20 protein-coding genes are annotated in these 21,897 nt (G+C 73.8%); 8 read left to right on the top strand and 12 right to left on the bottom strand.

What is annotated here, in order from left to right:
- Nucleotides 1–169: 169 nt before the first annotated feature.
- The 5 genes from O7606_RS09110 to O7606_RS09090 form a co-directional block, all read right to left on the bottom strand.
- Nucleotides 170–1,366 (bottom strand): Xaa-Pro peptidase family protein, encoded by a 1,197-nt coding sequence (locus tag O7606_RS09110; RefSeq protein WP_281598617.1) that lies wholly within the window; start codon nucleotides 1,364–1,366, stop codon nucleotides 170–172.
- A gap of 10 nt (nucleotides 1,367–1,376) precedes the next feature.
- The gene (locus O7606_RS09105) at nucleotides 1,377–2,426 is read right to left on the bottom strand and encodes a cysteine synthase family protein (protein WP_281598616.1); all 1,050 of its coding nucleotides are present in this window, start codon (nucleotides 2,424–2,426) and stop codon (nucleotides 1,377–1,379) included.
- Between the two features lie 94 nt (nucleotides 2,427–2,520).
- Nucleotides 2,521–4,368 (bottom strand): asparagine synthase (glutamine-hydrolyzing), encoded by a 1,848-nt coding sequence (asnB, locus tag O7606_RS09100; protein WP_281598615.1) that lies wholly within the window; start codon nucleotides 4,366–4,368, stop codon nucleotides 2,521–2,523.
- Between the two features lie 141 nt (nucleotides 4,369–4,509).
- Nucleotides 4,510–4,908 carry a SchA/CurD-like domain-containing protein gene (locus O7606_RS09095; RefSeq protein ID WP_281598614.1) on the bottom strand — a complete coding sequence of 133 codons (399 nt, stop codon included), beginning with the start codon at nucleotides 4,906–4,908 and terminating at the stop codon, nucleotides 4,510–4,512.
- Nucleotides 4,909–5,105: 197 nt separating this feature from the next.
- A complete protein-coding gene (locus tag O7606_RS09090) occupies nucleotides 5,106–6,686 on the bottom strand; it encodes a multicopper oxidase family protein (RefSeq protein ID WP_281598613.1) in 1,581 nt (526 codons plus the stop codon).
- A 154-nt stretch (nucleotides 6,687–6,840) separates the two neighbouring features.
- Between O7606_RS09090 and O7606_RS09085 the strand changes: the two genes are divergently transcribed.
- Together O7606_RS09085 and O7606_RS09080 are read left to right on the top strand one after the other, a co-directional pair.
- Nucleotides 6,841–7,575 carry an aspartate/glutamate racemase family protein gene (locus O7606_RS09085; protein ID WP_281598612.1) on the top strand — a complete coding sequence of 245 codons (735 nt, stop codon included), beginning with the start codon at nucleotides 6,841–6,843 and terminating at the stop codon, nucleotides 7,573–7,575.
- Between the two features lie 112 nt (nucleotides 7,576–7,687).
- On the top strand, nucleotides 7,688–8,800 hold the full coding sequence (locus O7606_RS09080; protein WP_281598611.1) for a pyridoxal-phosphate dependent enzyme: 1,113 nt from the start codon (nucleotides 7,688–7,690) through the stop codon (nucleotides 8,798–8,800).
- Nucleotides 8,801–8,865: 65 nt separating this feature from the next.
- On the opposite strand, the gene O7606_RS09075 is transcribed toward O7606_RS09080, so the two are convergent.
- Complete coding sequence (locus tag O7606_RS09075) at nucleotides 8,866–9,189, bottom strand: DUF6059 family protein (RefSeq protein ID WP_281598610.1); 324 nt, start codon at nucleotides 9,187–9,189, stop codon at nucleotides 8,866–8,868.
- Between the two features lie 225 nt (nucleotides 9,190–9,414).
- Between O7606_RS09075 and O7606_RS09070 the strand changes: the two genes are divergently transcribed.
- Nucleotides 9,415–9,753, top strand: a complete 339-nt coding sequence (locus O7606_RS09070; RefSeq protein WP_281598609.1) for a PadR family transcriptional regulator — start codon at nucleotides 9,415–9,417, stop codon at nucleotides 9,751–9,753.
- A 22-nt stretch (nucleotides 9,754–9,775) separates the two neighbouring features.
- On the opposite strand, the gene O7606_RS09065 is transcribed toward O7606_RS09070, so the two are convergent.
- On the bottom strand, nucleotides 9,776–10,456 hold the full coding sequence (locus O7606_RS09065) for a permease prefix domain 1-containing protein (protein WP_281598608.1): 681 nt from the start codon (nucleotides 10,454–10,456) through the stop codon (nucleotides 9,776–9,778).
- Between the two features lie 212 nt (nucleotides 10,457–10,668).
- On the opposite strand from O7606_RS09065, the gene O7606_RS09060 reads away from it, so the two are divergent.
- Nucleotides 10,669–11,196 (top strand): GNAT family N-acetyltransferase, encoded by a 528-nt coding sequence (locus O7606_RS09060; RefSeq protein ID WP_281598607.1) that lies wholly within the window; start codon nucleotides 10,669–10,671, stop codon nucleotides 11,194–11,196.
- Nucleotides 11,197–11,329: 133 nt separating this feature from the next.
- Here O7606_RS09060 and O7606_RS09055 read toward each other — a convergent pair whose 3' ends face one another.
- Nucleotides 11,330–11,938 carry a general stress protein gene (locus O7606_RS09055; protein WP_281598606.1) on the bottom strand — a complete coding sequence of 203 codons (609 nt, stop codon included), beginning with the start codon at nucleotides 11,936–11,938 and terminating at the stop codon, nucleotides 11,330–11,332.
- Between the two features lie 108 nt (nucleotides 11,939–12,046).
- On the opposite strand from O7606_RS09055, the gene O7606_RS09050 reads away from it, so the two are divergent.
- Nucleotides 12,047–13,909, top strand: a complete 1,863-nt coding sequence (locus O7606_RS09050) for a glycoside hydrolase family 15 protein (RefSeq protein WP_281598605.1) — start codon at nucleotides 12,047–12,049, stop codon at nucleotides 13,907–13,909.
- Nucleotides 13,906–14,685: a glucose 1-dehydrogenase gene (locus O7606_RS09045; RefSeq protein ID WP_281598604.1), complete on the top strand. Its 780-nt coding sequence runs from the start codon at nucleotides 13,906–13,908 to the stop codon at nucleotides 14,683–14,685. Before O7606_RS09050 ends, O7606_RS09045 begins: the two co-directional genes overlap by 4 nt.
- 50 nt (nucleotides 14,686–14,735) lie before the next feature.
- On the opposite strand, the gene O7606_RS09040 is transcribed toward O7606_RS09045, so the two are convergent.
- Nucleotides 14,736–16,115: a glycoside hydrolase family 6 protein gene (locus O7606_RS09040; protein ID WP_281598603.1), complete on the bottom strand. Its 1,380-nt coding sequence runs from the start codon at nucleotides 16,113–16,115 to the stop codon at nucleotides 14,736–14,738.
- Between the two features lie 341 nt (nucleotides 16,116–16,456).
- On the opposite strand from O7606_RS09040, the gene O7606_RS09035 reads away from it, so the two are divergent.
- Nucleotides 16,457–16,966, top strand: a complete 510-nt coding sequence (locus O7606_RS09035; RefSeq protein WP_281598602.1) for a metallophosphoesterase — start codon at nucleotides 16,457–16,459, stop codon at nucleotides 16,964–16,966.
- On the opposite strand, the gene O7606_RS09030 is transcribed toward O7606_RS09035, so the two are convergent.
- Nucleotides 16,960–17,175 (bottom strand): DUF3072 domain-containing protein, encoded by a 216-nt coding sequence (locus O7606_RS09030; RefSeq protein ID WP_281598601.1) that lies wholly within the window; start codon nucleotides 17,173–17,175, stop codon nucleotides 16,960–16,962. The two genes, O7606_RS09035 and O7606_RS09030, sit on opposite strands and share 7 nt — an antisense overlap.
- A 128-nt stretch (nucleotides 17,176–17,303) precedes the next feature.
- Here O7606_RS09030 and O7606_RS09025 point away from each other — a divergent pair, with 128 nt between their 5' ends.
- Nucleotides 17,304–18,242, top strand: coding sequence for an FAD-dependent oxidoreductase (locus tag O7606_RS09025; protein ID WP_281599572.1), 939 nt, complete (start codon nucleotides 17,304–17,306; stop codon nucleotides 18,240–18,242).
- 38 nt (nucleotides 18,243–18,280) lie between these two features.
- Here O7606_RS09025 and O7606_RS09020 read toward each other — a convergent pair whose 3' ends face one another.
- Nucleotides 18,281–19,546: a cation:proton antiporter gene (locus O7606_RS09020; RefSeq protein ID WP_281598600.1), complete on the bottom strand. Its 1,266-nt coding sequence runs from the start codon at nucleotides 19,544–19,546 to the stop codon at nucleotides 18,281–18,283.
- A gap of 157 nt (nucleotides 19,547–19,703) precedes the next feature.
- Nucleotides 19,704–21,830, bottom strand: a complete 2,127-nt coding sequence (locus tag O7606_RS09015) for a SpoIIE family protein phosphatase (RefSeq protein WP_281598599.1) — start codon at nucleotides 21,828–21,830, stop codon at nucleotides 19,704–19,706.
- Nucleotides 21,831–21,897: the final 67 nt, after the last annotated feature.

The raw sequence follows: 21,897 nt of genomic DNA, 5'->3' as shown, positions 1-21,897 counted from the left end.
GGGCGGCCGGGGACCGGGTGACCTGACCGGACCGCCGTCCCGTGGTCCCGCGCCGTTGTGTCGGCGCGGGACCACGTCGCTGCCGATGGTCGCATCCCCTGGGACGCGGGCGGGGCGGGAGCCCTTCCGTCGTACGTCAGGAAGGGCTCCCGCCCCGCGTCCCACCCCCTCAGTCCAGGACGATCAGGTCCCGGTCGAGGGTGGTCAGCAGCTGGTTGCCGGTGGCGGTCACCAGGAACGGGTCCTCGACCTGGACGGCGCCGAGACCGAACTCGTAGTACGGCGTCTCGATGTTGACCACGACGCCCTCCTCGAGCTCGTCGTCGTTGCCGGGGGTGACGTTGACCCGGTCGTACAGCTCGACGCCGATGCCGTGGCCGACGTGGTTGCGCCGGTAGTGCGGCACCCCCGCCTGGCGCACCGCCGCGACGGTGAGGTCGAACAGCTCCCCACCGGTCATCCCCGGCTTGGCGTCGGCGAACGCCCGGTCGCAGCCGGCCTTCATCGCCGCGTAGTACCGGACCAGCTTCTCCGACGGCTCGCCCAGGCAGGACACCCGGGCGATGTCGGCCCAGTAGCCGTCGACCACGCAGCCGACGTCGAACCAGATCGCGTCGCCGCGGCGCAACGCGACGTCACTCGGGCGGGTCTGCCCGGCCACCCCGCCCCGGCCGATCTTGATGTGGCTGAACTTCGCCCGTCCGCCCGCGCCGGCCACCGCCCGTTCGAACTCGCGGACCAGCTCCAGCTCGGTCACCCCGGGCCGGGCCAGCGCGTTCACCGCCGTGATGCCCACCTCGGCCACGGCCGCGGCGGCGGTGATGCTGCGTACCTCCCGCGCGGTCTTGACCTTGCGGGCCCAGCGCAGCGAGGTGGACACGAACCGCACGTCGAGCCGGGGCAGCCTCTCCCGCAGCGCGTCCGGGTAGCCGTGGGCGACGCCGTCCTCGTCCAGGCCGATCCGGGCCCCGGCCAGACCGGCCCGGCGCAGCGTCTCGACCAGGGCGTCCAGCGGGGTCGGCACGGTCGGGGCGTCGACCGAGGTGGCGACGAGCGCCCGTTCCCGGTCGGTCAGCTCGACGCCGTCGGGCAGCTCCCGGTAGAAGACGCCGTAGCCGACCGCGTCGGTGATCCCGACGGCCGCGTCCAGGGCCTGGTCGATGTCGCACCGGGACGCCACGAACCGCGGCCGGTCGAGGGCGTCCCGGGTGACGACCGCGTAAGCCTGCCCGGTGTGCGGGAAGATCTCCAGCCCGACCGCGGCGACACCGGTCAGGTAGTGGACGTTCTCGATGGTGGTGGCGACCAGACCGTCGAGGCCCTGCTCGTCCATGAACCGGGCGAGCCGGTCGAGGTTGGCGAACACCGGCCCCTCCTCAGGCGCTCGTGACCAGGCGGGACACCTGGTCCAGGGTCATCGCCGGCCAGGCCGGGTCCTTGGCCGCCGTGACCAGCAGCTCGGCGCTGGACAGCGCGGTCACCTGGTCACCGAGACCGTGCGCCCGCAGCCACTCGTCGTCGTACGACTCGCCGAGGTAGTTGCCGCCGTCGTCCGGGGCCACCGCGACGATCCGCGCGCCCGGGTTCTGGTGGGCGTGGTGCAGCGCCCCGAAGACCGCCGCGCCGGCCGACTCGCCGACCAGCAGCCCCTCCCGGCGGGCCAGCAGCCGGCTGGTGGCGATGCCCTCGTGGTCGGCCACCAGGTGCACCCGGTCGACCAGCTCGGTGGTCAGGTTGTCCGGCTTCCAGGCGATGCCGAGACCGCGCATCAGCCACGTCTCGTACGGGAAACCGAACGCCCGCGACCCCTTCGCGTCCACGCCCACGGTCACCACGTCGGGAAGCTTCCTCTTGAGCGTCTCGGCGAGGCCGCTGATGTGCCCCCCGGTGCCGACCGCCGCGACCAGCACGTCGAACCGGCCCACGTCGTCGAGGATCTCGTACGCGGTCTGCTCGGCGTGGATCTTCGGGTTGGCCGGGTTGTCGTACTGGTTGGGCCAGAACGCGCCAGGGGTGGCGGCCAGCAGCTCGTGCACCCGGTTGAGCCGGGGCCGCTGGTAGCCGGTCTCGTCCGGCTCCCGGACGATCTCCAGCTCGGCGCCGAAGGCGGACACGTAGTCCACCATGGACGCCGGGGCCTTCGGGTCGGTGACCAGGATGACCCGGTAACCGCGGGCGGCCCCGATCAGGGCGAGCCCCTTGCCGGTGTTGCCGGACGAGGACTCGATGATGGTGCCGCCCGGCTTGAGCCGCCCGTCCCGTTCGGCCTCCAGCACCATGGACAGCGCGGTGCGGTCCTTGACGCTGCCGGCCGGGTTGCGGGACTCCAGCTTGAGCAGGATCTCCGAGCCGTTGTCCACCCGGAGTCGGTTGAGCCGGACCACCGGGGTACGGCCGATTGTGTCCAGCACACTGTCATTGATCATGTCGTACCCCTACGCCGTGAAGTCGCCGAGGCGAGCGGATTGGTGTCGGTCGGTCGGGGGACGGTGGACGCGGCTGCCGCTGCGGGTGGCGGCGTTACAGCGCCAGCCGTACCCGGTAGTGGTGCAGCCAGAGGTTGAGCTGGAGGGCCAGTTCGACGGCGGCGCGGGCGAGCCGGTCCTTGGCCATCCGGGGCGTGTCGCCGGAGAGCGCGTCGACGAGCTCCGTCGCGGCCCGCACGTCGATCAGCGTCCGGACCGGGGCGTTCGGGTCGGCCAGGACGGCCCGGAACTCCTCGGTCAGCCGTTGCAGGTAGCGGGGATGGTTGCTGACCGGGGTGGCGCTCTGCCGCCGGGTGAGCACCGACTCCGGCAGCAGGTCGGCCACGGCCGCCCGGAGCAGGCTCTTCTCGATGCCCGAGTGGTGCTGGAAGGCCGCCGGGATGTTGTACGCGTACTCGACGAGCTTGTAGTAGTTGATCGGCGCGCGGGTCTGCAACCCGGCCGCGGCGAACACCGACGCGTCGAGCGGCCCCCGGGTCAGGACCAGGTACGACACCCGGCGCATGTCCCGCTGCCACTCGTCCTCGCCGGGCAGGTACTCGATCTCGCTCTTGGCGCGCGCGTACTCGTCCCGGTAGTAGTTCGGCAGGTCCAGCGCGGCGAGGGTGTCGGCGTTGAACAGGGCGGTGCCGAAGCCGTTGGTCGCGCCGAACCGCTGGGCCAGCGCGATCCACGGGAAGATGTCGGCCTTGACCAGACCCGGGTCGGTGGACCAGCGTGCCCCCTGGAAGAGCTGGTCGCCGGCGCCGCCGGTGAGCACGACCTTGCCGCCCTGCGCGGCGGCGTGCTGGATGAACAGGTACTGCGAGGTCTCCATGTCGTAGATCCGCGCCGGGGCGTCCTTGGCGCGCAGCATGCCCTGCCGGACGATCGGGTGCAGGATGTCGGTGGGCTCCAGCTCGACCAGGTGGTGCGCCGAGCCGATCGTGTCGGCGGCGTCCTGGGCGTACGGCGAGTCGCGGGTGTCCCGCATGACGTCGGCCTCGAAGTCGGTGGACTTGAAGTCCACCGTGTACGTGCGCAGCTTGTCGTCGCCCCGGCGGCGCAGCTCGGCGGCGGCCAGCGCCGCCACCGAGGACGAGTCGATGCCGCCGGAGAGCGTCGCGACGAGCCGGGACGTGTCGGCCGGCAGGGTCTCCCGGATGCTGTCCTCCAGCATCCGTCGGACGGTGGCGGTGGTGCCGGCCAGGTCCTCCTCGTGCGGGCGGGTGGTGAGCTTCCAGTACGTCTGCTTCCGCCAGCCGCCCCGGCCGAACCGGGCGATCTCGGCGGCCTTGACCGACTCCAGGCCCTTGAACAGCGGGCCCGGCGGCAGGGCGTGCGAGATGGCCTCCCGCAGCCCGGTGACGTCCACGACCGCCTCGACCTCGGGGTGCGCCAGCAGGGCCTTGCGCTCGGTCGCGAAGATCAGCCCGGTGGAGGTGTGCGTGTAGTAGAGCGGCTGGCCGCCGAGCTGGTCGCGGGCGAGCACCAGCTCCTCGCTGCGGGCGTCCCAGACGACGATCGCGAACGGCCCGGCCAGCCAGGGGACGAACTCCACCCCCCACTGCAGGTACGCCGCCGAGATCAGCTCCACCGCCGGGGTCTCCGGGGCGAAGCCGCGTCCGGCCGAGCGCAGCCGTCCCCGCAGGTCCTCCAGGCCGAGCGGGTTGCCGGTCACCGCGACCGCGACCGGTTGCCCGTCGACGTCGGTCACGAACGGCTGCCGTCCGACCGTGCGGTCCACGTCGAGCGTGCGGTAGCCCAGGGCGGCGCGCGGCGACACCCACACCGCCTCGCCGTCCGGGCCCCGCTGGGCCAGCGTGGCCGTCAGCATCGTGACGACCGGTCGGTCCAGGACCAGGTCCCGGGTGAAGTCGATCCAGCCAAATACGCCAGACATCAGGGCTACCTTTCCGCGTTGGCCGAGCGGGCCCGCTCCGGGCGGGGGGATCCGCGTCGGTCGAGGGGGGAGAGAGTCGAGGGGGGGAGAGAACGGTCGCCGGCGACGTCGCCGCCGGCGACCGGTTGCGCCGGGTGGTGCTCAGGCCTCGACGCCGGCCGGCAGCGGGCCGGGGTAGTTCTCCTTGGTGAGCTGGGCGATGCAGCGCATGTGCGAGGCGCGGAAGTGCTGGGCGAACTTCTCCGGGCTGGTGGTGTCCCGCTTGGTCTTCAGGTACGGGGCGAGGCGGCCCTCCAGGTCGTGCACGCCGGACTGCTGGCCCATGTGCCGGCCGACGGCGGCCAGGTCACCCTCGTAGTGGATGACCCGCACGACGATCTCGTCCTTGATGAAGACGGCGCTGCCCAGCAGCCGGCCGACCTCCTCGCCCTGCTCGTTCTTCATGATCGGGGTGCTGACCCGCCGGAAGTTCGAGAAGATCTCGGCGATCTCGTCCTCGTGTCCCGGGATGACGTCGTAGCTGATCGCGGCGTACGGCATGCTCGCGGATCCTTTCGCGTGGTGAACGGACGGGGCGGGCGGGCCTACGGTCGCCGGCTCCGCCGCTGCGCACGTTTCCACCGCCGGCTCGAAGGCGGATTGGAAAGGGCTCAAGTCGGCCGGGCCGGTCCGCGAACGCCGACCGGCGCGTGCCTTGGTCGGGCACGCGCCGGTCGTACGGGGTCCGAACGGGGGAGTCAGACCACTTCGAGGTTGCTCATCATGACCATGTCCTCGTGTTCGAGGTTGTGGCAGTGGAAGACGTACTTGCCCCGGTGGCCGGTGAACTTGGCCAGCACCTCGACGATCTGGCCGGGCAGGATGTCGACGGTGTCCTTCCAGCCGGCGTCCCGGGCCAGCGGGGCCTGGGTCATCCGGCTGAGCACCTGGAAGTGGGCCAGGTGCAGGTGGACCGGGTGGTGGACGTCGGTGACCAGCTTCCAGATCTCCACCGAGCCGAGCTTCGGCTGGGCGTCGATCCGGTCCGGCTCGAACGGTTTGCCGTTGACCGCCCAGATCTGCCGGCCGCCGGAGACGCCCTGACCGAACAGGAACTGCCGGGTCCGCACGGCCATCGAACGGTCCAACTGCTCGAAGTCGGCAAGCCGGCCGGGCACCGTGCTGTCCTCGGTGGCCTTGCGGGCGACGTGGAACTGCATGACGCTGCCGAGCCGGCCGTTGTCGAACTCGTTGCGCAGGGTGACCCGGGTGCCGACCTTGAACTGCGAGAAGTCGACGACCAGGTCGTACCGCTCGGCCGGGGCGATCTCGATGCGGTCGTGCCCGATCGGCGCGCCGAGCAGCCCGGCGTCACTGCCGATCTGGACGAACGAGCGGCCCTCGCCCGGCTTCGGGTCGAGGCTGAGCGCGTACCGGCGGGCGTTGGAGCCGTTGAGGACCCGGAACCGGTAGCGGGTGTTGGCCACGTCCAGGGTCGGCCAGGGCGCGCCGTTGACCAGGATCACGTCACCGAGCACGCCGTTGGAGAACTGCCCGGTCACCCCCGGGTCGTGCAGGGAGTGGTCGACCGCCGGGTAGCGGAACGAGCCGTCCTCGGCGAAGGCCCGGTCGCAGATGAACAGCGGCACCTCCTTCTCGCCCTTCGGCAACGGCAGGGCGTCCTCCTCGTCGTCGCGGACGAGGTGGAAGCCGGCCAGCCCCCGGTAGACCTGCGGGCCGGTGAAGTCCATCCGGTGGTCGTGGTACCAGAGCGTGGCGGCCGGCTGGTCGAGCGGGTAGACGTAGTCCTTGGTGCCCTGGCTGGTGTTGCCGCCGGCCATGGTGTGACCGGGCATGCCGTCGCCGTGCGCGAAACCGCCGGTGGGCAGCAGGTAGTCGATCGGGTAGCCGTCGTGCTCGGCCGGGTTCTTGCCGCCGTGCAGGTGCACCACCACCGGCACGGGCAGCTCGTTGCGGTGTCGTACGACGGTGCGCCGGCCGGCGCGTGACTCGATGGTCGGGCCGGGGAACGTGCCGTCGTACCCCCAGATCTCGGTCTGGTGGCCGGGGACGATCTCGACCTTCGCGGCCCGCTGGGTGACCTCGTAGAAGTCGGTGGTGCCGTCCGAGTTGGTGGGTTCGAGCACCCTGGGCCGGGGGAGGGGGACCTGGAAGGGCTCCGGCAGGTCGAGTTGACTGGACATCCTGGACCCGGTGCTGGAGCCGGAGCGGGTGCCGAGGCTCTCACCGACCTGGTCGCCGATCCGGTCGCACCCGACCAGCGGCACGGCGGCGGCCACGCCGCCGAGTTGGATCAGACGTCGACGGCTCAGGGGCATGACAGGCTCCTCACGCGGGGAGACCGGAGGGGTGGTCGACCGGTCGCATGCGACAACGCTACACGTAGCAAGCCTACCTAACCCGAACGGTGGATGCCGAACCGTCGGACGGCGCTCGTCCGGTCTTCGAGTCGTCCTCGTTACCGTCGCGGACATGACGCAGCCCGCCACCACCCGACGCCCGGACTGGACCCACCGGCTCGGCCTGCTGGTGCCCAGCGTGAACACCGTCGTCGAGCGGGACCTGCGGCTGAGCCTGCCCGACCCGGTCAGCGCCCACGTCGCGCGGATACCCATCACCCGGGACACCCCGGAACAGCTCGCCGCGCTGGCCGACGCGGCGCCCGGGGCGACCCGGCTGCTCGCCCACGCCGCCGTCGACTCCATCGTGTTCGCCTGCACCAGCGGCAGCCTCTACCACGGGCCCGGCTACGACACCGCGATCACCGAACGGATCACCGAGGTCGCCGGGGTGCCGGCCTCCACCACGTCCACCGCCGTGGTGGCGGCGCTGCGCTCGCTCGGCCTGACCCGGGTGCTGCTGGTCACCCCGTACGAGCCCTGGCTGGACGAACTGGTGGTGGCGTTCCTCGGCGCGCACGACATCGAGGTCACCGGCACGTCCGGCCCGGCCCTGCCGGACCCGCTGGACACCGCCTCGGTCCCGCCGCAGGCGATCGCCGACGCCGTCGGCGACCTCGGCCGCGCCGAGGGCGTCTTCGTCAGCTGCACCGCGTTCCGGGGCCTGGAGGCGGCCGGCATCCTGCGGGAACGACTCGGCGTGCCGGTCGTCGCCAGCAACGAGGCGACCGTCTGGGACGGGCTGCGCCTGGCCGGTCGCGGGCCGGACGCCTTTCCGCCCGACGGGTACGCCGCCCTGCGCCGGTGAGCGGCCCTGCGCCGGTGAGTCACCACCGGGGCGGGCCTAGACTTGACGCCCCCGGCCGGTCACCGTACCGGGGCTTTCCGGCTGCGCCGCGTCCACCAGGCCTGGAGGAGACATGACCATCGTCCAGAATCCGCGGCTCACGGGCCTGGCCTGCCTACGCTGCGACCGGCGCTACGAGATCGCCGACCACACCACCGGCTGCCCGGCCTGCCTGGCCGAGGGCGCCCCGGCGAACCTCGAATGCGTCTACCGGCCCGACGGGGCCGACCGGCCCGCCGGCCGGGTCGAGCAGCCCTACCTGCGGCCGGTGACCCTCGGCGAGGGCGGTACGCCGCTGCTCACCGACCTCGCCGGGGTGGTCCCCGGCATCGACGTGGCGTTGAAGTGGGAGGGGGCCAACCCGACCGGCTCGCACAAGGACCGGTTCAGCGCGGCGGTGGTCACCCGGGCGGCGCACGCCGGCTACGAGGGCGTCGTCGCCGCCTCCTCCGGCAACGCCGGGGTGTCGCTGGCCGCGTACTGCGGCCGGGCCGGGCTGCGCTGCGAGGTCGCGGTCACCGACGACACCCCCGCCCGGGTGGTGGAGCTGATGCGGGACCTCGGCGCCGACGTGGTCTCCTTCCCGCGCAGCGAGCAGCGCTGGGAGCACACCGCCAGGTACCGCGACTCCACACTGATGCTCCCGGTCACCAACTTCGTCGTGCCGCCGGTCGGCAGCAGCCCGTTCGGCATCGAGGGGTACAAGCTCGTCGCCGAGGAGATCCTCGCCGACCGGGGCGGGTCCGCCCCGGAGTGGGTCGTCGTGCCGGCCTCCCGGGGCGACCTGGCCTGGGGCGTCCACCTGGGGTTCCGGGAGCTGCTCGGCGCCGACGCGGTGCCCCGCCTCTGCCTGGTGGAGCCGTTTCCCCGGGTGGCGGCGGTGCTGGCCGGGGCGGACCAGTGGGCGACCTTCCCCGGCGACACCCGGGTGATGCCGTCGCTGGGCGGCAACCTGTTGGCCGCCCAGTCGGTGGAGGCGGTACGCCGGTCCCGGGGGCACGCCGAGCCGGTGGACGACGAGTCGGTCCGTGCCGAGACGCGGCGGCTCTGGCGGACCGGCTTCCCCCTGGAGCCGAGCAGCGCGGCCGGGCTGGTCGCGGTCTCCCGGGCGCTGGCCGCCGGCCGGATCAACCCCGACGCCGACGTCGTCGTGCTGGCCACCGCCCACGGCCTCAAGGGGATGTGACCGCTCGGCCACCGCCCACGGCCTCAAGGGGATGTGACCGCGCCCGGCCCGGCGGCTCGGCCGGGTCAGCGGAGCTGGGACCAGAGCTCGCGTTCCGCGGGGCTGAGCGGCACGTGCGGGATCAGCCGTTCCGGATGCCCGGCCGACGGCGTGCCGGGCTCCGCCTGGGCCGACCGCGCGGGCCCCGCCTGGGCCGGTGGCGTGCCGGGCCCCGCCTGAGGCCGGGGCGCGGCCCCCGCCCGGGGCGCTGGCGCGGATCCCGTCCGGGTCGGGGACGGCAGCGGCAGGCCGATCAACGCCGCCCCGAACGACGTCAACCCCACCCAGACCTCCCGGGCCGTGTCGACGGCCAGCCGTCCGCAACTGCTCAGGAACCGGTACACGTACATCCCGCCGCCCTCGTCCGCACGTCCGTTCCGGCGACGCCCGGCGGGGGATCCCCACTCGGGCCGCCGTACGCCGGTCGGGCCAGCATGATCGGGACGGCTCGACCGGCGGTCGAGCGACGATGGTGCGCCGCCCCGACCCCGGGCACGGGGATCTGCCCTGATCACCGCTGATAGGGCAACTACCTGTAGCTAGGCTACCGAAGCGGGTTCGTGTAGATTGGCTACATGAGGCCAAACGCGTTGCGGGGGCACCTCGACGCCCTGATTCTCTCCGTGCTGGAGCGGGAGTCGCTGCACGGCTACGCGATCATGGAGGCGCTCCAGGCCCGCAGCGGCGGGGCTCTCGACCTGCCCACCGGCACCCTCTACCCGGCGCTGCGCCGGCTGGAGCGCGCCGGCTACGTGCAGAGCGAGTGGAGCACCGTCGGTGGCCGTAAGCGCCGCACCTACCAGCTCACCGCGTCGGGGCGTCGGGCGCTGGCCGACGAACGCTCCGAGTGGCGGGATTTCGCCGCCGTGGTGGAGGGTGTGCTCCGCCCCGGCACGGTGCCCGGCCTCGCCTGAGGCGCGCCCGTCGCCGCTGCCGTCAGGAGGCGGCCGGCTGCCCGGAGGCGGTCAGGCAGTTCCGGCCGGAGACCCCGATGCCGGCGAGCGGGATGCCCAGGAACACCAGCGCGCTCGGCAGCCCGGCGACGCTCATCAGCGCGTTCGGGGTGAGCGCGGTGAGCAGCACCCCCAGCACGGAGAACACCACGCACACGGTGAGCGCGAAGACCCCGGTGACCCGGGCCAGCCGTCGGCGGGCGCCCAGATAGCGCACGCCGTACCCGGCCGCCGCGACGACGAGGATGGCGGCGCACACCGTGGCCGCGCCCATCCAGCTCACCACGTCCTCGACCAGCAGGTAGCCGGGGCTGTCGAAGCCCGCGCCGCCGGCCAGGCGCCGGGTCGCCCGCCACAGCACCGGCTGGGCGGCGAGCACGAAGAAGATCAGCAACGCGGTGCGGCGACCCTGGGCCAGCCCCAGCTCGGTCTGGTAGTCGGGGACGATGTCGGGGACCGCGCCGAACTCGGCGACCGCGCGGCGCTCGGCGTCGGGCCGGTCGAGACCGGCGTCCTCGTACGCGTCCGCGGCGTCGATGAGGCCGTCGCGCGCCTCGGCGAGCAGATCGGCCTTGGACGCCCGGGGGCCGCGAAGGGCACCGCCCAGCTCGGCGACGTATGCCTCGATCATGTTCATCCGGAGCAGCTCCCTCGCCGGGACCATCGCATGGTCGAGTATAGGCAAGGCGGGCCCCGCGTTCTCCTCAGGGAACGCCCCGAGATGATCCCTGACTTCCCCTCCGGGACACCCCGGCAGGGCCAGGTCGGGCCTGGTTTCCGCCGCTGCGCGGCCATGGCGGGGGGTGCCGGCGCAGGCGGTGACGCGAGTGGAAATCGAGCGCGTGCCGACCGGCGGCCGTGGCAGACTCGCGCCTCGTGGAGCATGTCGAGTTGAGCGGCCCGGAGCTGGCGTTACGGCCCTGGCGGCCGGAGGACGCGCCGGCCGTGCTGGCCGCCCTGCGCGATCCGCAGACGGCCCAGTGGAATCCGTCGACGATGCCGGACCTGGCCGCCGCGCGGACCTGGGTCCGGCTCCGGGCCGACTGGTCGGCCGGTGACCACGCCTCGTTCGCCGTCACCGACCCGGTGACCGGCGCGTTGACCGGGTCGGTCTCGTTGCACCGCATCCACGGCGACGAGGCGTCGATCGGGTACTGGACGACGCCCGGGGCACGGGGCCGGGGCGTCGCCTCCGCCGCGGTCCGGCTGGTGACCGGCTGGGCGTTCGACACGCTGGGCCTGCACCGCATCGAGCTCTGCCACGCCGTGGCGAACCCCGCCTCGTGCCGGGTGGCCGAACGGGCCGGCTACGCCTGGGAGGGGACGCTGCGGGAGTCCTACCGATATGGTGACGGCCGCCGCTACGACGAGCACCTGCACGCCCGCCTGGCCACCGACGGCTGACCCGCCGCCCCGGCGTCCGGTGCGGGCCCGACCGGGGCCGACGGGCGTGGCCCGCCGACCCCGGGCCGGCGGGGCGGGTCCGCCGACCCGGGCCGACGGGGCGGGTCCGCCAGCCCCCGGGGCCGGCGTCGGCTCACCGTCCGGTGTGGCCGGTCGGGGTCAGGTGCATCCGGGCCAGCACCTCCTGCGCCCGGTCGGCGACCTGGGCGTCGACGGTGACCGCGTACTGCCCGGCCCGCAGCGAGCTGGCCGAGGTGAAGTCCCGCCGGCCGCCGGTCATGGCGTGCGCGACCGCCCCGAAGACGGCCCCCCAGATCGCCCCGACGACCAGGCCGACCAGGATGACCGCCAGCCAGTTGCCGACGGTGAAGAGGCCGAACAGCAGCCCGATGAACAGCCCGAACCAGGCGCCCGCGCCTGCCCCGGCCAGTGCCGAACGCCCGGTGGTGAGCCGGCCGAGCACGGTCTCCACCAGGGTGAGGTTGGTGCCGACGATGGCGGTGTGTTCCACCGGGAAACGGTTGTCCGCCAGGTGGTCCACCACCCGCTGCGCGGACGGATAGTCCGGATACGACCCGATGGTGACGGTGGGTCGGCCGCCCTGCGCTCCGTGGCCGTCACCGAACGGCAGCGGTGCGTGACCGTCGCCGAACGGCGTCGGACGACCGGCGGGACCGGACGGCATCGGGCCGGCGCCCGGCATCCCGGGCTGCCAGGCGGTCGGGGTCGAGGGTCTGGTCATTGGTTGCCTCCTTCGGTCCGACCCCGCGTTCCCACCGGCGGGTGGCGGTAACGTGGCCCGGTCCCGGGCCGGCAGGCATGGCGGCCGGGTGGTCGGGTAGGCAGCGACGTGGCGAGCGCACTGATCAGCGAGCACGGCTTCCTGGCCGACGGGCGTACCGCGGCGCTGGTCGACCGGCACGGCACCGTGGACTGGTGGTGTCCGGCCCGGTTCGACGGGCCGTCGGTGTTCGGGCGGCTGCTCGACGACGACGCGGGGCACTGGTCGATCCGGCCGGACGACCGGTACGACTGCGACCGCGCCTACCTGGACGACGCGCTCGTGCTGCGTACCGTCTTCACCACCGGCCGCGGCGCGGTCGCGGTCACCGACGCGTTGGCGCTGGAGCCCGGCGCGCGGGGGCACGACATCGGCCGTCGCTCGCCCCGGATGCTGGTCCGCGTCGTGCGCGGCCTCGACGGCGTCGTCCCGATGCGACTGCGCTACCGGCCCCGCTTCGAGTACGGGCGGGTGACCGCGTTCCTGACCGAACGCGACGGTCTGGTGTCGGCGACCGCCGGCGCGACCAGTCTGCTGCTGCGCAGCGCGGTGCCGCTGCGGCTCGACGCCGGGGAGGCGACCGCCCGGTTCGACGTCCGGGCGGGGGAGACGTACGCGTTCACCCTGGCCTTCTCGCCCACCTACGACGGTGGCCCGCCGACGGTGCCGGACGCCGTGGAGGCGCTGGCCGAGACGACGGCCGGCTGGCGCTCCTGGGCGGACCTGCACGACTACCGGGGCCACCACCGGGAGGCGGTGCGTCGCAGCGCGATGGTGGTGCAGGGGATGACGTACCAGCCCAGCGGGGCGGTCGTCGCGGCGGCCACCACGTCGCTGCCGGAGGAGCTCGGCGGCGACCGCAACTACGACTACCGTTACGTCTGGGTACGGGACTTCAGCCTGACGTTGCAGGCGCTGTGGCGGGCGGCCTGCCCGGACGAGGCGAACCGCCAGTTCGCCTGGGTGGCCCGGGCGATGGGGCGGATCGACGGCACGCCCGCCCCGATCATGTACGGCGTCGAGGGCGAACGTGACCTCACCGAGCACCGCCTCGACCACCTGCGCGGGTACGCCGACAGCCGGCCGGTGTCCGTCGGCAACGACGCCTGGCGGCAACGCCAGTCCGACGTGCTCGGCGAGGTGCTCGACGCGGCCTGGCTGATGCGGCACTACCTGGACCCGATGTCCACCGAGGTGCGTACCCTGCTGCGGGCGCTGGCCCACCAGGCTGCCGTCGACTGGCGACGCCCGGACGCCGGCATGTGGGAGGCCCGGGACGCCGAGCGGCACTACGTGTCGTCCAAGGTGCAGTGCTGGACCGCCCTGGACCGGGCGGTGCGTTTCGGTCCGCGGCTCGGTGACCGGGCGGAGGTGGCCCGCTGGGCGGCGGCCCGCGACGAGGTGCGCGCGGCGGTGCTGACCCGGGGCTGGAACAGCCGGCTCGGCGCGTACACCGGGGCCTTCGACTCCGCCGAGCTGGACGCCTCGGTGCTGATCATGCCGCTGGTCGGCTTCTTGCCGGCCGACGACCCCCGGATGCGTTCCACCATGGAGGTCGTCGAGCGGCGGTTGGCGCACGACGGGTTGCTGCGGCGCTGGGACGGCGACCCGGCGGGCTTCGTCATCTGCTCGTTCTGGCTGGTCGGCTGCCTGGCCCTGGCCGGCGAGCTGGAGCGGGCCGAACGGCTCTTCGACCGGCTCGCCGAGCGGGTCAACGACCTCGGCCTCTTCGCCGAGCAGCTCGACCCGGTGACCGGTGAGCAGCTCGGCAACTTCCCGCAGGCGTTCTCCCACATCGGGCTGATCAACGCGGCCGGACGGCTGACCGACGCCGCCGACCGGGCCCGGGCGACCCGGCGCCCCGACACCCTGGACCGGAACCCGGAACCCGTGCCGCCCGGCGCGGGGTCGACGAAGGGAGCAGGATCATGACCGGACGACTGGCCGGCAGGACGGCCCTGATCACCGGCTCGGACTCGGGGATCGGGCAGGCGACGGCGATCGAGTTCGGGCGGGAGGGCGCCGACGTGGTGGTGCACTACCTTGACGACCACGACGGGGCGAACCACACCCGGGAGCAGGTCGAGGCGGCCGGCCGGCGGGCCGTGGTGGTGCAGGGCGACATCACCGACGAACGTCAGGTGGAGTCGATGTTCGACGAGGCGCTCGCCGAGTTCGGCGCGCTGGACGTGCTGATGAACGACGCGGGGGTGGACGCCGCCGGCATCCCGGTGGCCGACCTGGACACCGAGACCTGGGACCGGGCCATCCGGACCAACGTCTACGGGGCGTTCTTCTGTTCGCGCCGGTTCGTGCGGCACCGCCGGGACCAGGGCGGACACGGCAAGATCATCAACATCACCTCGATCCACCAGGAGGTGGCCCGGGCCGGTGGCGCCGACTACGACGCCAGCAAGGGCGCGATGCTGGAGTTCGCCAAGAGCCTCGCCCTGGAGGTCGCCCCGATGGGGATCAACGTCAACAACATCGGGCCGGGCATGGTGCTCACCCCGTTCAACCAGCGGGCCATCGACGACCCGCGGTACCTGGAGGAGCAGGTGCAGAGCATCCCGTTCAAGCGGGCCGCCCAACCGCAGGAGATCGGCCGGCTGGCGGTCTTCCTGGCCAGCGACGACGCCGACTACGTCACCGGGAGCACGTACTTCATGGACGGCGGGCTGATGCAGAACCAGGGCCAGGGCGCCTGACGGGACGGGGGCCCCCGGCCGGACGAGCCGGCCGGGGACCCCCGCGTGCCTCAGGAGCAGGACTGCCCGTTGAGGGTGAAGCCGGTGAACGGCGGCAGGCTGCTGCCGGTGAAGGTGCCCTGGAAGCCGACGCTGACCGTGGCGCCGTTGGCCAGCGAGCCGTTCCAGGCGGCGTTACGGACGGTGAGCTGCTGCCCGGACTGGCTCCACTCGCCGTTCCAGCCGCTGGTCAGCCGGACGCCGGACCCGGCGGTGAAGGCGATGGTCCACCCGTTGACCGCCGACGACCGGTTGGTCACCCGGATCTCGACGGTGAACCCGCCGGTCCAGGCGTTCGGCGTGTAGCTGACCACGCAGGACCCGCCGTTCGGCGGCGGCGTGGTCGGCGGGGGAGTGGTCGGCGGGGGAGTGGTCGGCGGCGCCGTGGTGGGCGGCGGGGTGGTCGGCGGCGCGGTCGTGGGACCGGCCGCCATTGCCAGCTCGTACGCCCGCTGCGGGACGAACTGCCCGGCGGCGGCGATGCAGCCGTCGGCCTCGCCCGGCAGCTTCACCCAGAGGAACGCGTCGATCGCGGAGTCGCCGGTGTTCGTGGTGCTCGGCGTGCCGATGGCCCGGCCCGGCGGGTCGCACCACTCCGAGCCGGCCGGCCCGTTGCCGTTGCGGCTGGTGTCGATGACCGCCTTGAGCCGGGAGTTCCCGGTCGCGGCGATCACCTGCTTGGCGTACGAGACGGCCTCGGAGGTGGTGCGGTAGTTCGAGACGTTCAGCGAGATGCCGTCCGCGCTGTTGGAGATGTCCGCGCCGTTGAGCCGGTTGGCGGCCTCGGCGGGCGTGAGCCAGGCCGAGTGGCCGGCGTCGAAGTAGACCTTCGCCTGGGACGAGCCCGACTTGAGCTTCTTGCCGGCGTACGCCATCGAGGCCCGCGTCTCGGCCTGCTGGGTGGCGTTCTGGCAGCTCGTCATCAGGGGCAGCACGTCCGGCTCGAGGACGATGGTGGCCGGTCGGCCACCCAGGCCGGCGGCGACCTGGTCCACCCACTGCCGGTAGGCGGTGTGGCTGGGCGCGCCACCACCGCTGGCGCCGCTGCAGTCCCGGTTGGGGATGTTGTACACCACCAGGATCGGGATCTTGCCGGCCGCGGCGGCGGCCCCCACGAAGGAGTCCACCTCGGAACGTACGGTGGAGGTGTTGGTGGTGGTGTACCACCGGGCCTGCGGCACGCTGGCGATCCGGTCGCGGATCACCGCGGCGCGCGAGTCACCCGGGTTGGCGGCCACCCAACGGGCCGCGCTGGTCTGCGGGTCGACGTAGAACGCCGAATCGGCCGCGGCTGCCGCCGGGGGCCGGAGCGCGCCCACCCCGACCGTCGCCGCGGCGGCGAACGCGGCCGTGGCGGCGCCCGCCGCGACGAGTCGTGATCTGGTCCTCAATTCCCTCTCCTTATCGAGATATGCCCCTGGAAGCGCTCCCACGCCGATCTCCACCGTACGGGTCGGAACGGGCCGGAGGGAAGCCCCTTCTTCACACCGACGCGTCTGGTCGGGCCCGTGCACGCGCTGATCGGCAACTTTCCCGTCGCCGCCGCGTCGCCGGACCGAAACCGGGCCACCCCGCCCCGTGGCCCGTAGCGCGGCCCGCCGCAGCCAGGCACGCGCCCCGTCACGGCCCGGAACAGGACCCGTCCCGCGCCGGCGCGGGACACCAGGCAGGCCCCCTGCTATACACGGAGCGACGGTGGGAAAACCCTCCCGACGAACCCGGACGGGACGCGATGCGGCTGGTGATCACGGCGGACACCCATCTGCCGAAGCGGGCGCGGGAGCTGCCCGAACCGCTCTGGGCGGCGGTCGACGCCGCCGACGTGGTGCTGCACGCCGGCGACTGGGTCGACGTCGCGCTGCTCGACGCGCTGGACCGTCGGGCCCGCCGGCTGGTCGGCGTGTACGGCAACAACGACGGTCCGGAGCTGCGCGCCCGACTGCCCGAGGTGGCCCGGGTCGAGCTGGCCGGGATCCGGGTCGCCGTCGTGCACGAGACCGGGCCCCGCGCCGGCCGGGAGGCGCGCTGCGCGGCCCGGTTCCCCGACTGCGACGTGCTCGTGTTCGGCCACTCCCACATCCCGTGGGACACCGTCGCGTCGAACGGACTGCGGCTGCTCAACCCCGGCTCGCCGACCGACCGGCGGGCACAGCCCCACGCGACGTACCTGACCGCCCGGGTGGCGGCGGGGCGGCTCGACCGGGTCGAGCTGCACCGCCTGCCCCGCCGCGGCGGTCACTGACCCCGACCGGTCTCCCCCTGCAACTCGTCGATCCGTTTCGCCGTCTCCGCCTTGGTCAGCCCTTCCGGCACCGGCTCACCGGCCTCCCGGGAGAGCGTCGCCAGGTACGACTCCTGCGCCGCCGTGGGCGGCTCGTCGCCGGTGACCCACTCGTCGGGGTCCTTGATCGCCGCCTGGGGGTTGGCCTGCGCGCTGTCGCGGTCCGTCATGATCTCCACCTTTCCTCGAACAGGCGTGCCAATACCCTCCGGGCGGTGGTTCATGCCACCCCGGCGCGCCGATCCGGCCCGACCGTCCGGCCGCATACGATCATGCGGTGAACGGGGAGCGAGCACGGGTGATCGTGGTGGGGGCCGGCATCGCCGGGGTGGCGTGCGCCCGTGAGCTGGTGGACGCGGGCGTCCCGGTGGAGGTGCGCGAACGGGCCCGGGTGGCCGGGGGCCGCCTGGCCAGCAAACGCTTCGACGGCCGTCCCGCCGACCTCGGCGCGGCCTACTTCACCGTCGACGACCCGGACTTCGCCCGGATCGTCGAACGCTGGCGGCGGGCCGGCCTGGCCCGCCCGTGGACCGACACCTTCGTCGCGTACGGGCCGGACGGCCGCAGCGTCACCTCCGGCCCGATGCGCTGGGCGGCGCCCCACGGACTGCGGTCCCTGGTGACCGACCTGGCGACGGACCTCCCCGTGCTGGTCGACCGGTTGGTGCTCGCGGTGGAGCCCGGCCCGGTCGTCGACGGCACGCCGTGCGACGCGGTGGCGCTCGCCGTGCCCGGCCCGCAGGCGACGCCGCTGCTCGCCCCGGCGCTGGTCGGGGCCCGTCGCGCGGCGCGGGCGCAGCAGTGGACGTCGACGCTGGCCACCGTGCTGCGTTTCCCGCGCCGCCGCTGGGCCGACTTCGCCGGGGCGTTCGTCAACGGCCACCCCGTGCTGAGCCTGGTCTGCGACGACGGCGACCGGCGGGGCGACGCCGCCCCCGTCCTGGTCGCGCACACCACGCCCGAGTTCGCCGGCCGGCACCTGCGCCGACCCGACGCGGCCGGGCCCGCCGTGGCGGAGGCCGTCCGGGACCTGCTGGCCCTGCCCGAGCCGGCCGAGTTCGTGCACGTGCACCGCTGGACGTACGCGAAGCCGACGCCGGGGCGGGCCGGGGCGTGCCACCTGGACGCCGACGGGATCGGACTGGCCGGCGACGCCTTCGGCGTCCCCCGGGCGCAGACCGCCTGGCGTTCCGGTCGGGCGCTGGGCCGGGCCCTGGTCGAGAAGCTGACCGGCTGAGCCGCCTGCCGCGCCCTGGCGCCGGCGGGACGCGCCGGTCAGGCGTTCGACAGGGTCTCCTGCCTGCCGTCGGCGGAGGTGCGTTCCCCCTCGCGGTCGAGGAGCTGCATGACCGGCGTGGCCGCGACGCCGTGCACCACCACCGACACGATCACCACCAGCCCGACCGTCGCCCAGAGCAGGTCCGCCCCCGGGAACTCCGCTTTGGTGGTGGCGTAGGCCAGGTAGTAGAACGAGCCGACGCCGCGGATGCCGAAGGACGCGATCACCCAGTGCTCGGCCGGCCTGCCGGGCGCGCCGCGCAGGGCCAACCAGCCGGCGAGCGGCCGGATCACGAAGATCAGCGCGAGCCCGACCAGGGCCGCCGGCCAGGTCAGCGCGCCCAGCAGGCCGCTCACCACCGCCCCGCCGAACAGCAGGAGCAGCAGCACGGTGAGCAGCCGCTCGACCTGCTCGGCGAAGTCGTGCAGCACCGCGTGGAACTCGTGGGTCCGTTCCGCCGCGCGGATCGCCCGGGCGGCGACGAAGACGGCCAGGAAGCCGTACCCGCTGATCAGCTCGACCAGCCCGTACGCCAGGAAGGTCGCGGCCAGCGCGAGGAAGCCCTCGGAGTGCCGGGCCAACCGGATCTCGCTCGGGGCGCGGAAGAAGAGCTTGCCGAGCAGCCAGCCGACGAGCCACCCGCCGGCCACCCCGGCGGCGATCTTCCACAGCACGTCGACCGTGAGCCAGTCGGCCAGCCACGCGTGCGGCGCGAGACCGGCCGAGGCGACGGCGATGGCCGCGTACACGAAGGGGAAGGCCAGCCCGTCGTTCAGGCCGGCCTCCGAGGTCAGGGCGAAGCGGACCTCGTCCTCGGAGTCCTCCACGTCGGTCGGCTCGCCGACCTGCACGTCCGCGGCGAGCACCGGATCGGTCGGCGCCAGCGCGGCGGCGAGCAGCAGCGCGGCGGCCGGCGCGAGGCCGGCCCACCACCAGCCGAGCAGGGCGACGGCCGCGATGCACAGCGGCATCGCGATGGCGAGCAGCCGCCAGGTGGACGACCACCGACGCCAGCTCAACGGTCGGTCGATCTTGAGCCCGGCGCCCATCAGCGCGACGATCACCCCGATCTCGGTGAGATGGGTCGCGACGTCGGCGTGCGTCAGCGGGTCCGGCACCGGCAGCCCGGTGGGCAGCAGGAAGATCAGCATGCCGAGGCCCAGGAAGGCGATCGGCATCGACAGCGGACGGCGTTCCAGCATCCGGGGGAGGATCCCGGCCAACAGCGAGCCGACGCCGAGCACCGCGAGTGCGACGTCCACCGGTTCAAGCTCCACGATCCACCCCTCGCGCCGCCCGGGACGCCCGGGCAGGCGAGGAGCAACTGTGCCCAGCGGAGGAGGTAGATATTCCTTCGCGTTCAGGTCGGTCCGGATCGACCCGGGCCGCCGCGGCAGCGGGACACGAGCGGGACGCTGCTCACCTGCCGGGCGGGATCAGGATCTCGAACCAGACGGTGGAGCCACGTACCGTCGGGTCGGTGCCCCAGGCGTCGCTGAGCTGCTCGATCAACCCCAGGCCACGCCCCCGGCTGCTCAGCGTGTCGGTCTGCGTCTTCGTCACCGCGCCCCGGGTGCCGGAGTCGGCGACCGACACCAGCAACCGTTCCGCGCTGAGGTCGATCTCCACCCGGGCGGCCGTCCCGGCGTGCAGCAGGGCGTTGGTGGTCAACTCGCTGGTGCACAGCACCGCCGCGCCGACGATCGACTCGGGCACCTGCCAGGCGGACAACTGGGCGGTCATCCAGCGCCGGACCCGGCTCGGCGCGGTAGGCTCGGCCGGCACCTCCATGCCGGCCGACCGGCTCGGCATCAGCGCGTGCTCCACGGCGAGGACGGCCACGTCGTCGTCGGTCGCGCCGGGCACCGCCGCGGTGGCGACGGCGCACAGCGCCCGGGGGTCGCCGCTGCCGGCCGTGGCGACCGCCTCGGCCAGCCCGGCCAACCCCACGGAGAGGCTCTGCCAGCGGCGTTCCACCACCCCGTCACTGAAGAGCAGCAGCGTGTCGCCGGGAGTGAACGGGACCGTGGTGGTGCCCGGCAGGCACCCCAGTCCCAGCGGCGCGCCGCTGACCACGTCCAGGTAAGCGGCGGCGGGCCGGTCGTCGGGGTCGGCGCAACGCCGCAGCAGCGGGGCCGGATGCCCGGCGCTGGCGAGCGTGAGCAGCTCCCGCTCCGCGTCGATCACGCCGAAGACCACAGTCACGAAGAGCTCGTGGGTGCCACCCTCGGCGCCCAGGCTGGCGACCAGCCGGTCCAGCCCGGCCAGGACGGCGTCCGGACGCGGGTCGGTCAACGCCAGCGCGCGCAGCGCCGCGCGCACCTGACCCATCCGCGCGGCGGCCTGCACGTCGTGACCGGCCACGTCGCCGAGCACCACGCCCAACCGGCCGTCGGGCAGCAGGAACGCGTCGTAGAAGTCCCCTCCGGCGGCGTTGCCGTCGACGCCGGGGTCGTACCGGGCGGCGATCCGCAACCGGGGCAGGTCCGGCAGGTGCTCGGGCAGCATGCTGCGTTGCAGCAACTGCGCCGTGCCGTGCTGGTTCTCGAACCGGCGGGCCCGCTCGGCGGCCTGCCCGACCAGCTCGGCGGCGGCGGCCAGCAACGCCCGCTCGCCGGCCGACCAGGGATGGGGCCGCTGGTACCCGACGCTGATCCCGCCCCGCAGCACGGCGGACCGTAACGGCAGGTTGGCCAGCGCCCGGATCTTCTGGTCGTGCCGGTCGACCGCGACGTCGGCCAACGGCCGACCGTCGCCGGTGAAGATCGGCGCCCCGCTGCGCGCGGCCGTCACCAGCGGCGTGGGCCGGTCGTCCGGCGAGCGTCGCCACAACGGCGGCAACCGTTCGTCGGCCTCGTCGAGCAGCTCGCCCCGGACCCGGCGGACGATCCGCCAGCCGCCACCGTCGTCCACCGCGAAGGCCACCCGGTCGGCGTCGAAGGCGTCCAGGGCGTAGCGCAGCGCCACCCGGGCCACGTCGTCGAGGGTGAGGGTGCCGGACAGGGCGGCGGCCAGCTCGCTGAGGCTCTGCAACTGCTCGGTGCCCTGGGTGGTCTCGGCCACCACGGTCAGCACCCCGACCACCGCCCCGGCGCTGTCCCGCACCGGCGAGCAGCCGCGGGTGAAGACGCCCTGCTCGACCGCGCCGGAGCCGTACCGGGTGACCGGCAGGATCAACTCCTTCGCCAGCGCGGACCGGCCCTCGTGGAAGGTGCGTTCGATGAGGTCACCGACGCCGGGCAGGGGCCAGACGTCGGCGAAGACCTCGGCCGCCGGCTGCCCGATCGCCGGGTGCGCCGCCCCGACCAGCTCGGCGTAGCCGTCGTTGTAGACGAGCAGGAACTCCGCGCCCAGGGTCAACGACATCGGCACCGCAGCGCCGAGGACCAGGTCGACGACGGCCCGTACCGCCGGATCCCACCCTTCGATCGCCCCCAGCGAGGTGCCGGCCCACGGGTGACCGAGGACGAGCGCCGCCGTGCCGGTGGCCGGGGCCCCCGGGACCGGCGCGGGTGACGCGGGGACGTGTCCGACCGTGCCTGGCATGTGACGCAGCCTAGCCGGCAGCGCCGGGAGGCGTTCCGGCCGCGCCGGAGCCGGCGCGTCCCGACGA

Origin of the sequence: Micromonospora sp. WMMD882 (assembly GCF_027497255.1) — a bacterium.
Classification (GTDB): Bacteria; Actinomycetota; Actinomycetes; order Mycobacteriales; family Micromonosporaceae; genus Micromonospora.
This window is presented reverse-complemented; position numbering and strand designations above follow the sequence as displayed.